Raw genomic sequence first — 11,978 nt, 5'->3', positions numbered from 1 at the left:
CGCCCGGACTGTTTCGCTATCACCGGTTTTGTTTCCCCGACGGAGGTGAAAAAGGCTCTGCAGATTTCCGAAGTCCTGGTTCTGCCGTCGCGGCGCGAGGTCCTGGGCAGCGTGTTGCTCGAGGCGATGGCCACCGGCCTGCCGGCAGTCGCCTATGCCGTTGGTGGCGTCGCCGATGTCGCCGGCAATCCGCCGGCATTGGCATTGGTGCGGGACGGCCAGCGTGACGATTTGATCGCCCGCACGATCGAGCTTCTGGACGAGAATCCACTGCGAAGCACCCTGATCGAGCGCGGGCGCCAACGGGTCGGGGATTTCGCGGTGCATTCGGCGGTTGCCCTCAACCTCGAGCTTTATGCCTCGATCCTGTCGGGATCCGGCATCGGCTCGCGAAACCGGGGCGACGTCCTGGCCTTTCAGGAGGACGGCGGTTCGCCGGATGGCGCTTGATCAATTTCGTCACCACGCGCAGCCACGCCTACACCGTCCGTCATCTGGTCCGCCAATTGGGCGATGCGCGCCGCTGGAGCTACGAACGCCTTTTCCGGCAAAAGGAACTGCGCGCCGGCACCTGGGTCTTCACCGATCACGAACGGCTGTCGTCCTTCGAGATCGCGCTGGCCGCGAAGGTCGCGAACAAGCTCGAGCAAGGCAGCTCGCGGGTGCTCAACCATCCCGCTCGCGTGCGCGGCCGACACGATCTGCTGAAGGCGCTGCACGAGGCCGGGATCAACCAATTCTCTGTCTGGCGTTGCGAAAGCCAGCCGCGGCCAAACTCCTTTCCGGTGTTCATCCGCAACGAGTTCGACCATCTGTCGTCCGATTTCGAACTGATCGCCGACCAACAGGCGCTCGACGCAACAATCGCCCGCATGAAGGAGAACGGCATTCCCTTGGCTGGCAAGTTGGTGATCGAATATGCCGGCCAGGAAGTCAGCCCCGGTGTGTGGCAGCGTTTCGCGACCTACCGCGTCGGCTCTCGGCTGATCGCCCACCATAATGCGGTCGACTTCCGCTGGGCAGCCAAGGATGTCGAGGACAAGACCCGTCTTCTTGCCCATCCGATGTTTGGCGCCTTCGTCGAGAATGAGCGCCGTTTCGTCACCGACAATCTCTATGAGGACGTGCTGCGACAGGCCTTCGATCTGGCTGGCATCGACTACGGCCGCGCCGACTTCTCGCTTGTGGACGGGCACCCGCAGATTTTCGAGATCAACACCAACCCGGCGCACGGCTCGCACCGCACGATCTACCGCGAGACGTTCCCGGCCAGGGTCGAGACGCAGCGGCTGAGCGAGGACAGGCTCTATGCGGCCCTGAGCGCCATCGACATGCCGATTGGCGCGGGGATCGCGCTCGACGATCCGGCGCTACGCACACAGCAGGTATTCAGGCGGCTTTTCCTGGGGTTGAAACGTGCTTGAACGCGCCCTGCGGCAACCGCACCCTGGTGACACGCCGGTCATTTTTGAGACCGTCGACCGGTTTGATTTCGGCTCGCGGGAATTCCGCCTGCTTTTCAATCGTGCCCGGGCAACGGCTTTCCAGCATCCCGATTGGCTGACGGCCTTCTATCGCCATCTTGCGCCGGCGCATGGCGTCGAGCCGCTGGTGGTGACCGGCCGGGATGCCGCCGGCGACCTCCAGCTCGTCGTGCCGCTTGTGCGCCGCCGCGCGAAGGACGGATCCCGCTCGATCGAATACGCCTTCCTTGGTGTCACCGACTATGCCTGTCCGATCGTTGCCGAAGGCCTTCGGCTCGACGAGAGGACCGCGCAGGCCTTTCACCATGCCCTGGGTTCCCATGCCGGGCTGAAAATCGGCCCGGTCCATCATCAGCATGTGCAGCAATGGCGCTCGCTGCTGGGGAGCGAGCCGCTGGCGCTTGGCTTCGGCGCGCATGCCGTGCGCTATGGCTTCCCCTATGGCGAATGGCGGCGCGCCAACCTGGGCAGCCATCGCGCGGCGGCGCTTGATCGCAAGGCACGCCGTCTCGATGATACAGGCGAGCTTCGGCTGGAGCTCCTGGAATGCGATGCGGTGCGCTCCGCAATGATGGCGGGACGCGATTTCCGGTCCGGGCGCTTTCCGGATGATCCGCTGCAGACGGCGCATGGTCTCGAATTCTACATTGATGTCGCCACCAGCGGAGCGCGCTCCGGCCTGGCTCAAACCTGGCACCTGGTTTCAGGCGAGAGCACGGTCGCTCTCGTTTTCGGGCTGATCGACAAAAGCAGCTTCCGCTACGTTCTGCTCTGCTGCAACTACGTCGCCCATGCGCGCTATTCTCCGGGGCGCCTCGCGCTGGACCGTGTCATGGCGGCTTGGGCGGCCAGCGGCGGCGAGACTTTCGATTTCACCATTGGCGACGAGCCTTTCAAGGCTGATTTCGGCTGCTCTCGAACCCCCATGCACGAGTTCCGCCTGTGACAGCCTTGCCGAATTCCTTGCCAGTCGCACAGGGAGAAGTCGTCACCCCCCGGATCGCGGTGGTTATCCCGGCCAGGAACCGCCGCGGCAGCCTGCCGCGCACCCTGGAATCGGTCCTGTCCGATCCTCGGCGGGACATCGAACTCGTGGTCGTCGACGACGCTTCCGACGACGGCACCGAAGCCTATCTGGCTTCGCTTGCCGATCCCCGCCTGGCCTGGCGCCGACTACTGGTGCGATCCGGTGCCAACCGGGCACGCAACGAGGGCGCCGCGCTGACCAGCGCGCCGCTTATTGCGTTTCTCGATTCCGACGATGCATTCTGTCCGGGACGCATCGAGCGGTTGATCGCGTTCTTCGATGCCAATCCGGATATTGCGTGCACCATCGACGGCTTCAGCGACGTCGCGGACCGGCGCCGGCGCCTGCACCTGTTGCCGGACCCGACCCCTGACGCCGACAGGCTGAGTCAGCTGCTGCTTTGCCACTGCGTGCCATTGACCAATTCGACCGTTACCGTGCGCCGTTCCGCCTTCGTCTCGATCGGCGGTTACGATGTGGGCCTGTATCGTCATCAGGACCGCGAATTCCTGGTCCGGCTGGGAAAGCAGCACCGCATCGCCTTCGGCAAGGCCGCCGACGTCCTCAAATATCGTGAAGCCAATTCAATGTCGCGCACCCATGCCGGCTACATTGTGGGCCTGGACGATTTCGTCGCCCGCTGCCCGGACTATCGGACGAACGACTACGCCGCGATCCTCTGTTACCTGACGCTGCGCGGCGTGTTGAAGGCCGTGGCGCAGGGCAGCCTCGGCGTGGCGCTGGCGGAAATCAAGGCCTGGCGAAGGGCAAACAACCTGCCCGGGGGCTTTGGCGTCGTTTCCGGTTATTTCGCCGGGCGGCGGCAACGGCGGGAATTGGAACAGTCGTTCGCTCAGGCCGCCACGACGTCGGCTGAATAACGCAGTTCGCGCAATGGTTTGACCCGGCTGGTCGTCTCGGAATAGAGCGGATGCGCCTTGTAGGCGGCCAGCGCCGCGTCGTCCTCGAATTCGGCATAGACGACCACGTCGATCGCGTTGGAGAACAGATCGACCTTGGTGTTGAGCGTCACTTCGAAATGCTTCGAGTGCGGAATCTTGCCCAATTCCTGCAGGCCCGATCGCACGGTCTCCACATCCTCCTTGTGCCGCACGCTGAAGAAAACGATGTGCCGGATCAAACCAGCCTCCTTGATCGTCATTTCAGGCGTGTTTTGTGGGAGCAAGGGCGCAGCGTCAACCGGCAACGATGTCGCGCCCGCCTTGCGGTTGCCGGGGCGTTAGGCCGCTCCGGTGACGTATCGCACGATGCGCGACATCTCCCTGATTGTTACGTCGAGGTAGTGGCCCTGATTGTAGAGGCCATCCCAGATCAGGAAGAAGGTGATGGCGCAGATGACGATGACGTAACGCATGGCTGAAACTATCGTATGCAGGCTATCGCAACCATAGCGATTCCGCTGCAGGCGGCCATTTTCCCGCGGATTGTTGGCTCCAGATCCATCCTCGGCCTGCCCCTTGAAGTTCCTGCTGATGCCGTGGAAGATTGTGCCGGCAATTCAACGGCAAGCTCTGCAGTTCCGGTCGTGGCGACTGCGTTCGAGCCTGATGAATGGACCATGAGAGGGGTGTGGGGCCGGCGATGCGCGGGCTTCACGAAAGTCGGGGGCAGGAAATGGCTTTCAAGCAAGATCCTGGCATTGCGTCTGGCGATGCGGTGCTGCTTGACGAATTGAATTTCGCCGAGATCGTCAAGGGATTGCCGGCCAAGGCGCGCATGGTACTTTTGGCGGCCATGAACCTGCCGCGCGGCTCGCTCAAGGTCAGGATGCCGGACGGCCGCGCTGTCCTCGTCGGCGGCAAGGCGCCAGGTCCCGATGCCGAACTGGTGCTGAAGAACTGGCGTCTGCCCGGACGCGCCTTCTCCGGCGGCACGATCGGTCTTGCAGAATCCTACATGGACGGCGATTGGGACAGCCCGGATGTAACCAGTTTCCTCGAATTGTTCGTGGTCAACTCGGCTCTCGGCGAGAAGGTCGCTGGCGGCGCCAACTGGCTGATCAACACCGTCCAGCGCATCCGCCACTGGTTCAACGAGAACACGCGCACCGGATCGAAGCGTAACATCTCGGCGCACTACGATCTCGGCAACGCCTTCTACGAGAAATGGCTGGATCCGAGCATGACCTATTCGTCGGCGCTTTATGCAACGGGCGCCAACGATCTCGAAAGCGCCCAGGCCGCCAAATATCGCGCGCTGGCGAAAGACACCGGCATCGGCAGGAAGGACCATGTGCTGGAGATCGGCTGCGGCTGGGGCGGCTTCGCCGAATTCGCGGCGCGCGAGATCGGTTGCCGCGTCACCGGCCTGACCATCAGCCGCGAGCAGCACGACTTCGCGAAAGCACGTATCCAGAAAGCCGGGCTTGCCGACAAGGTCGACATCAAGCTTCAGGATTATCGCGACGAGACCGGCACTTACGACCGGATCGCATCGATCGAGATGTTCGAGGCGGTCGGCGAGAAATACTGGCCGGTGTTCTTCGGCAAGATGAAGACCTGCCTGAAGCCCGGCGGCACGGCCGGCCTGCAGATCATCACCATCAACGAGGCCGCCTACGAGGCGTATCGCGCGCGCCCCGATTTCATCCAGCGCTATGTCTTCCCTGGCGGCATGCTGCCGACACCCTCGATCCTCAAGGCTCTCGGCAAGGATCACGGCCTCGCGCATCTGCGCGAGCGCGTCTTCCCGCAGGACTATGCCCGCACGCTCGCCGAGTGGCGCCAGCGCTTCTGGGGCTCGTGGGAAAAGATCGTCCCGCTCGGCTTCGACGAGCGCTTCAAGAAGCTCTGGGAGTTCTATCTGCACTATTGCGAAGCCGGCTTCCGCGCCAGCTACATCGATGTCCGCCAGGTGGTCTATAAGGCCTAGCATCCGCAACACCGTGCGAGCACGCGGTGTTTGGCTGCCGGCGACGTTGTTGCCGCACCAGCCGTCAAAGAGCGATGCGGTACTTGGCAAAACCCCCATCACCCTCACCCGCCGGCTCGATCTTCAGCGACTTCACCTCTGCGATGAAATCCTTTGCCCTGAGCCCAGTCTCGAACACCACGCTGGTTCCAGGCAGCGGCGCGAACGACCAGTTGCCGTCGGCCGACGGATTGATCGTGCCCTCGCTGATGACATAGCGCACGATCACGTCGCGGTTGGTGTCCGGCGCCTCATAGATGATCTTCGAAGCGTTTATGTCCGGGAAATTGCCGCCGCCGCCGGCGCGGTAGTTGTTGGTTGCAACGACGAATTTCTGTGCAGGATCAATCGGTTTGCCGTCGAACATCAGGTCGACGATGCGGCTGGATTCGGCATTCGCCAGCCCGCCCTTGGCATCGTATTTCGGCGGCTGCGACAGGTCTATCCTGTAGGCGACGCCGTCGATCACGTCGAAATTGTAGGATGGGAAGTCGGTGTTGATGAGTGGCTGGTCGGCCTTGCCCGGTTCGATCCGGTTGAAGATGCCGACCGACATCTCTAGCCATTCCTTGACCTGCGCGCCGGTGATTTCGACGGCCCGCACGGTGTTGGGATAGAGATAGAGGTCGGCGACGTTCTTGATGGCGATGTCGCCCACCGGCACGTCGGTGTAGTAGTCGGCGCCGCTGCGTCCGCCGGCCTTGAAGGGCGCCGCCGCCGAGAGCAGCGGCATGTCCTTCCATTGCGTGCTCTTCAGTATGTCCTTGAGATACCAGCTCTGCGCTTGGTTGACGATCTGCACCGACGGATCGTCGGCGACGAGGGCGAAATAGGAATAGAGCGGCGCCGAGGTCTTGCCGACGGGGCGGCGCACATAGGCGAGCGTCGCCTCATGATCCTGTTCGAGCGCGGCGATGATGCGCCTGTCGTCACCAACCGTCGCCTTGTTCTTGTTGTCGACCCGCTCGTAGATCGGGCGCGCCTCCGAGGTCGCCGAGACGACCCGCCATTTCGAGCCGTCGCGCTCCAGAAGCAGGTCGATCAGGCCCATATGCGAGCCCCAGAAGCCGCCCATCACCGCCGGCTTGCCTTGCAGCGTGCCCTTACCGGTGTCGACGCCGTCCAGCGCCTGAAAATCCTTCTTGCCGGGGAAGACGAGATGCTGATGGCCGGTGAAGACCGCGTCGATGCCTTCGACGCCGGCGACGAAGAAGGAGGCGTTCTCCATCATGTCGCCCTGCTTGATGTCGATGCCGGAATGCGAGAGCGCGATCACGATGTCGGCCCCCTCTTCCTTGATCTGCGGCACCCAGGCCTTTGCCGCCTCGACAATGTCGCGCGTCTTCACGTTGCCTTCGAGGTTCTTCAGGTCCCAGACCATGATCTGCGGCGGCACGAAGCCGATGATGCCGATCCTGATCGGCTGCTCGGCGCCCGACCCGTCCTTGATCTTCCTGTCGAGGATGACATAGGGCTTGAGGTAGAGCTTGTCGTCGCGCGGGTTGGCGGCAAGCGTCGTGCCGCGGATCAGGTTGGCGCAGACGAAGGGAAAATTGGCGCCGGCCAGCACCTTGTCCAGGAACGACAGGCCGTAGTTGAATTCGTGATTGCCGAGCGTCGAGCATTCGTAGCCGAGCAGGTTCATGCCCTTCATGATCGGATGCAGGTCGCCATCCTTCAGGCCCTTCTCGTAGGCGACGTAGTCGCCCATCGGGTTGCCCTGCAGAAGGTCGCCATTGTCGATCAGCATCGCATTGGTGGCTTCCTTGCGAACCGCGTCGATCAGCGAGGCGGTGCGTGACAGGCCCATCGTGTCGTTCGCCTTGTCGGCGTAGTAGTCATAGGGCAGCACGTTCACGTGGATGTCCGTCGTCTCCATGATCCTCAGATGCGCCTGATTGGCCGCGGCCCGGGCGGAGAAGGGATGCAGCATGATCAGCGCCCCGGTGGCGGCGGCGCCGGCCAGGAATTCGCTACGGGAGACGGGCAGTCGTGACATTGTTTTCTCCTCTTCGACAACGCGACACCCCTGCCAGCGAGCGCGGAGCTTGCCGGTGAAGGAGGTCTAAGTCCATGTCCATTGAAAGGCCTGTCGATCACGACAAGGTGACGTGTCGATGAAACGGGTGCCGGCGCGACGTCAGCCGTTGTCGTCGTCGCCCTGGGTGATCAGCCGCGCGCTGCGCTGGCCGGTGAAGTAGATCCATAGCCAGCTAAGCGATACCGCGAGCCGGTTGCGAAATCCGATCAGGAAATAGATGTGGGCAACGCCCCAGAGCCACCAGGCAAGCCAACCGGTGAGCTTGATCCAGCCGAAGTCGATCGCGGCCGCGCGCTTGCCGATCGTCGCCAGGTCGCCGGCATGTTGATAGCGGAAGGGACGCGAAGTCGTATCGCCGGCGAGCCGCGCCTTGATCGTCGCGGCGACGTGACGCCCCTCCTGCTTGGCGGAAGGCGCCACGCCTGGCACCGGTTTTCCGTCCGGGCGCAACACATGCGCGGTGTCGCCGATGACGAAGATTTCCGGGCTGCCCGGCACGGTGAGATCGGGCTCGACCAGCACCCTGCCCGCACGGTCGGCGTTCGCTCCCAGCCATTCCGCCGCCGGCGATGCGGCAACGCCGGCGGCCCATAGGATTGTCTTTGCCGGCAGGCGCTTATCGCCAAAGATAACGCCGTCCGCATCCAGCTCAGTGACCGCTCGTCCGAGCTCGACCGTGACGCCAAGCCGCTCCAGCGCCGTCTGGGCATAGGCGGAGAGCTCCGGCGCGAAGTTGGCGAGGATGCGATCGCCGGCCTCGATCAGCACCACGCGCGTCTGCCTGGTGTCGATGTTGCGGAATTCGTCGCGCAGCGTGTCATGCGCGAGTTCCGCGATGGTGCCGGCAAGTTCGACGCCGGTCGGTCCGCCACCGACGATGACCAGCGTCAGCAGCGCCTGGCGCCTCGCCGCATCGGTTTCGCGCTCCGCCTGCTCAAAGGCGAGCAGGATGCGACGGCGGATCGTGGTGGCATCCTCAAGCGTCTTCAGCCCGGGTGCGAACGGCTCCCATTCGTCATGGCCGAAATAGGCGTGGCGCGCACCGGTGGCGAGCACCAGCGTGTCGAAGGCAACCGAGCCGCCGTCCTCGAGCAGCACGCGCCTACCGGCGCGGTCGACGCCGGTGACGTTGCCCAGAAGCGTCGTCGCGTTCTTGCGCTTGCGCAGCAGATGACGGATCGGCCAGGCAACCTCGGAGGTCGCCAGCGAGGTGGTCGCCACCTGGTAGAGCAGCGGCTGGAACAAATGATGGTTGCGCTTGTCGACCATGGTGATGCGCACCGGCGCGCCGGCCAGCGCATGGGTCAATTCCAGGCCACCGAACCCGGCGCCGACGACCACGACATGATGGCTGGCTTCGTTCATTCACTTACCTCGCCAAGCAAAATCCACCGGACCCAATCTAGGTATTATTGTGCATTGCAACAATAGCGGGAAGACCGTCCAATTGCCCGGGACTCGCCGCCGGATGTCGTGAATGCACATGTCGACCGGTTGGCACGAGGTATAGCCTCATGGCTGGAACGACAGGAGCGCAGCATGGCTGACGATCGCGACGAGCAAGGCCCGGCCCAATACGCCTCCCCGCCCTGTTTCATGCATGAACTCGACCCGGAATTCAGGGTGCCGCTCACCGACTGGAGCGATGTCAGACGCTGGCGCAAGGCCGAGCGCGAGAGGCTGATCGCGGCGCGGCTTGCAGTCTCCGCCGATGCCCGCGCGGCGATGTCGACGCGCATCGCCGTAGGCCTCGACGCTCTGATTGGCGACATTGGCGGCCGCATGGTCAGCCTCTACTGGCCTTTTCGCGGCGAGCCGGATCTGCGGTCCTGGATGGCGTCGATCAACGAACGCGGCGGGCGCACCGCATTGCCGGTTGTCATCCAGATGGGGCAGCCGCTGGTGTTTCGCGCCTACAGACCGGGCGACCGGCTGGAGAAAGGCGTCTGGAACATCCCGATTCCGGCGGAAGGCGATCCGGTGCTGCCAGACATCGTCATCTCGCCGATCGTCGGCATCGACCCAGGCAAGTATCGACTTGGTTACGGCGGCGGCTTCTTCGATCGCACGCTGGCGGCGATGCCGTTCAGGCCGCTGGTGATCGGCGTCGGCTACGAATTGCAACGCATCCCGACCATCTATCCGCAGCCGCACGACATTCCGATGAGCAAGGTGGTGACGGAGGCCGCTGGCGCTTAGCGGCAGCTAGGCCATCTCCGGCCGCAAGCCGACGGCCGTCCGGTCGACGATCTCGCGCAGCGCGAAGGACGAATTGATCTTTGTCACATGCGGCATGGCCGACAACCATTCCTTGTGAATGCGTTCGTAGTCGACCAGATCCTTCGCGGCGATGCGCAGGATGTAATCGTATTCGCCAGACATCAGATGGCAGGACAGCACGTTCGGGCAGCGCTTGATCGCCGCCTCGAAATCCGACAGCGTCTTCTCGAACTGCCCCGACAGCGATATATGCACGATCGCCGTCATCTGGTGGCCGAGCGCGGCGTTGGAGAGCCGCGCGTGATAGCCGCGGATGGTGCCCGACTTCTCCAGATTGTCAAGCCTGCGCGAGCAAGCCGATTGCGACAGGCCGACCTTCTCGGCAAGTGCCGCGTTGGGTATCCGGCCATCTTTCTGCAAAGCCTCCAGAATGGCGATATCAATCCTGTCGAGCGGCATTTTTCGTGTTTCCTGCGAAAATATTGATATTTCGCGCAATAATTATCGAAGCATGCCGGTTCAGGCAAGCGCATTCGCAAACACCTGCGAGCCGATTCATGGTTCACTCCACAAATACAGGGAACGCGCCCGCAAAGGGCCGGATCAGGAGACAGAAAATGCGCGTCGGTTGCCCCAAGGAAATCAAGAACCACGAATATCGCGTCGGCCTGACGCCGGGCTCGGTCCGCGAATATGTCGCGCATGGCCATGAGGTGCTGGTCGAGACCGGCGCCGGCGCCGGCATCGGCGCCGACGACAACGCCTACCGCGCCGCCGGCGCGACCATCGCCAAGACGGCCGCCGACGTGTTCGCCAAGTCCGACATGATCGTCAAGGTCAAGGAACCGCAGCCCAACGAGTGGGTTCAGCTGCGCGACGGCCAGATCCTCTACACCTATCTCCACCTCGCTCCGGATCCGGAACAGACCAAGGGCCTGCTGGCCTCGGGCGTCACGGCAATCGCCTATGAGACCGTCACCGACGACCGCGGCGGCCTGCCGTTGCTCGCGCCGATGTCGGAAGTTGCCGGCCGCCTGTCGATCCAGGCCGGCGCGACGGCGCTGCAGAAGGCCAATGGCGGTCGTGGCGTGCTGCTCGGCGGCGTGCCCGGCGTGCTGCCAGGCAAGGTCACCGTGCTCGGCGGCGGCGTCGTCGGCCTGCATGCCGCCAAGATGGCGGCCGGCCTCGGCGCCGACGTCACCATCATCGACCGCTCGATCCCGCGCCTGCGCCAGCTCGACGACATTTTCGGCGGCCGCGTCCACACCCGCTACTCGACCGTCGAGGCGCTCGAGGAAGAATGCTTCTCCGCCGACATCGTGGTCGGCGCCGTTCTGATCCCGGGCGCCGCGGCGCCGAAGCTGGTGACGCGCGAGATGCTGTCCGGCATGAAGAAGGGTTCCGTGCTCGTCGACGTCGCCATCGACCAGGGCGGCTGCTTCGAGACCTCGCACGCCACGACCCATGCCGAACCGACCTACGAGGTCGACGGCGTCATCCACTACTGCGTCGCCAACATGCCAGGTGCGGTACCGGTCACCTCGGCGCACGCCCTCAACAACGCGACGCTGCATTTCGGCCTGCAGCTTGCCGACAAGGGCCTCAAGGCACTGGTCGACGACCATCATCTGCGCAACGGCCTCAACGTCCACAAGGGCAAGATCACCAACCGCGCGGTCGCCGAAGCGCTCGGCTACGAGCTGGTCGAGCCGAAGGCAGTGCTCGCCGCCTGACACCTGCGCGAGAAGAAGTTTCCTCCTGTCGCCCGCCGGCTTCGTCCGGCGGGTTTTCTTTGCACGGAAGAAGTGCGGACAACAAAAAAGCGGAGCCAAAGCTCCGCTTCCTCGATGTTGAGACGTGCCGCCGGTCCATCCGCGGTCGGCAATCGATCAACACTTGCTTTCTAGCAAGTAATTGCGACGGGAGTACGACAGTCTCGCCCGACATTTATGCGGATCCGTGTCGCCATTGTGAAGCACTTCACATTAGGCATTCGAAAAACATGCCTAGTCACATCGGCCTGAAGGCTGCTTTCTCTTCTGTCGCAGGCTTTTTCCCCAACTGCCCGCCAGACGATCGGCGGGCACTTTTTGTCTTCAGGCGCGTTCGATGCGGCACTGGTAGCAATTGTTGCGCGCCGAACGGACGTGGATGTAGGCGATGTCGTCGCGCTCGAACAGCGTTTCGGCGCGCGCCGCGATGCCGACTGTCGGGATAACGCCGCCGCTGCCATAGACGATGCGGTCATTGCGGCCATAGCCGCGCACGATATAGT

General features: G+C 63.4%; 13 protein-coding genes. 7 read left to right on the top strand and 6 right to left on the bottom strand.

Annotated elements, in window-relative coordinates; translation table 11 throughout:
* From EN781_RS11875 to EN781_RS11860, 4 genes are all read left to right on the top strand, one after another.
* The coding region (locus tag EN781_RS11875) for a glycosyltransferase (protein ID WP_127400013.1) at nt 1-450 on the top strand (450 nt) is incomplete at its 5' end.
* Nucleotides 447-1,424, top strand: a complete 978-nt coding sequence (locus EN781_RS11870; RefSeq protein WP_126054636.1) for a hypothetical protein — start codon at nt 447-449, stop codon at nt 1,422-1,424. The genes EN781_RS11875 and EN781_RS11870, both read left to right, overlap by 4 nt.
* Nucleotides 1,417-2,430 carry a GNAT family N-acetyltransferase gene (locus EN781_RS11865; RefSeq protein ID WP_126054637.1) on the top strand — a complete coding sequence of 338 codons (1,014 nt, stop codon included), beginning with the start codon at nt 1,417-1,419 and terminating at the stop codon, nt 2,428-2,430. Before EN781_RS11870 ends, EN781_RS11865 begins: the two co-directional genes overlap by 8 nt.
* Nucleotides 2,431-2,435: 5 nt before the next feature.
* A complete protein-coding gene (locus tag EN781_RS11860; protein WP_210213472.1) occupies nt 2,436-3,392 on the top strand; it encodes a glycosyltransferase family 2 protein in 957 nt (318 codons plus the stop codon).
* Here the strand turns inward: EN781_RS11860 and EN781_RS11855 are convergent.
* Nucleotides 3,365-3,652: a Dabb family protein gene (locus EN781_RS11855; RefSeq protein WP_126054639.1), complete on the bottom strand. Its 288-nt coding sequence runs from the start codon at nt 3,650-3,652 to the stop codon at nt 3,365-3,367. The two genes, EN781_RS11860 and EN781_RS11855, sit on opposite strands and share 28 nt — an antisense overlap.
* Before the next feature lie 99 nt (nt 3,653-3,751).
* Nucleotides 3,752-3,886, bottom strand: a complete 135-nt coding sequence (locus EN781_RS35805; protein ID WP_281033049.1) for a hypothetical protein — start codon at nt 3,884-3,886, stop codon at nt 3,752-3,754.
* A 260-nt stretch (nt 3,887-4,146) separates the two neighbouring features.
* On the opposite strand from EN781_RS35805, the gene EN781_RS11850 reads away from it, so the two are divergent.
* Nucleotides 4,147-5,403 (top strand): cyclopropane-fatty-acyl-phospholipid synthase family protein, encoded by a 1,257-nt coding sequence (locus EN781_RS11850; protein ID WP_126054640.1) that lies wholly within the window; start codon nt 4,147-4,149, stop codon nt 5,401-5,403.
* Nucleotides 5,404-5,467: 64 nt separating this feature from the next.
* Here the strand turns inward: EN781_RS11850 and EN781_RS11845 are convergent, their stop codons facing one another.
* Nucleotides 5,468-7,441 (bottom strand): bifunctional 2',3'-cyclic-nucleotide 2'-phosphodiesterase/3'-nucleotidase, encoded by a 1,974-nt coding sequence (locus EN781_RS11845; protein ID WP_126054641.1) that lies wholly within the window; start codon nt 7,439-7,441, stop codon nt 5,468-5,470.
* A 141-nt stretch (nt 7,442-7,582) separates the two neighbouring features.
* Nucleotides 7,583-8,848 carry an NAD(P)/FAD-dependent oxidoreductase gene (locus EN781_RS11840; protein ID WP_126054642.1) on the bottom strand — a complete coding sequence of 422 codons (1,266 nt, stop codon included), beginning with the start codon at nt 8,846-8,848 and terminating at the stop codon, nt 7,583-7,585.
* Between the two features lie 174 nt (nt 8,849-9,022).
* On the opposite strand from EN781_RS11840, the gene EN781_RS11835 reads away from it, so the two are divergent.
* On the top strand, nt 9,023-9,682 hold the full coding sequence (locus tag EN781_RS11835; RefSeq protein WP_127400011.1) for a 5-formyltetrahydrofolate cyclo-ligase: 660 nt from the start codon (nt 9,023-9,025) through the stop codon (nt 9,680-9,682).
* 6 nt (nt 9,683-9,688) lie between these two features.
* On the opposite strand, the gene EN781_RS11830 is transcribed toward EN781_RS11835, so the two are convergent.
* Nucleotides 9,689-10,162 carry an Lrp/AsnC family transcriptional regulator gene (locus EN781_RS11830; protein WP_126054644.1) on the bottom strand — a complete coding sequence of 158 codons (474 nt, stop codon included), beginning with the start codon at nt 10,160-10,162 and terminating at the stop codon, nt 9,689-9,691.
* Nucleotides 10,163-10,320: 158 nt separating this feature from the next.
* Here EN781_RS11830 and ald point away from each other — a divergent pair, with 158 nt between their 5' ends.
* Complete coding sequence (ald, locus tag EN781_RS11825) at nt 10,321-11,436, top strand: alanine dehydrogenase (protein WP_126054645.1); 1,116 nt, start codon at nt 10,321-10,323, stop codon at nt 11,434-11,436.
* Between the two features lie 363 nt (nt 11,437-11,799).
* Here ald and EN781_RS11820 read toward each other — a convergent pair.
* Nucleotides 11,800-11,978, bottom strand: a 179-nt coding sequence (locus tag EN781_RS11820) for a DUF1203 domain-containing protein (protein ID WP_127400010.1), incomplete at its 5' end; no start/stop codon positions are given.

Source organism: Mesorhizobium sp. M4A.F.Ca.ET.090.04.2.1, from assembly GCF_003999085.1.
In the GTDB taxonomy this organism is placed as follows: Bacteria; Pseudomonadota; Alphaproteobacteria; order Rhizobiales; family Rhizobiaceae; genus Mesorhizobium.
This window is presented reverse-complemented; position numbering and strand designations above follow the sequence as displayed.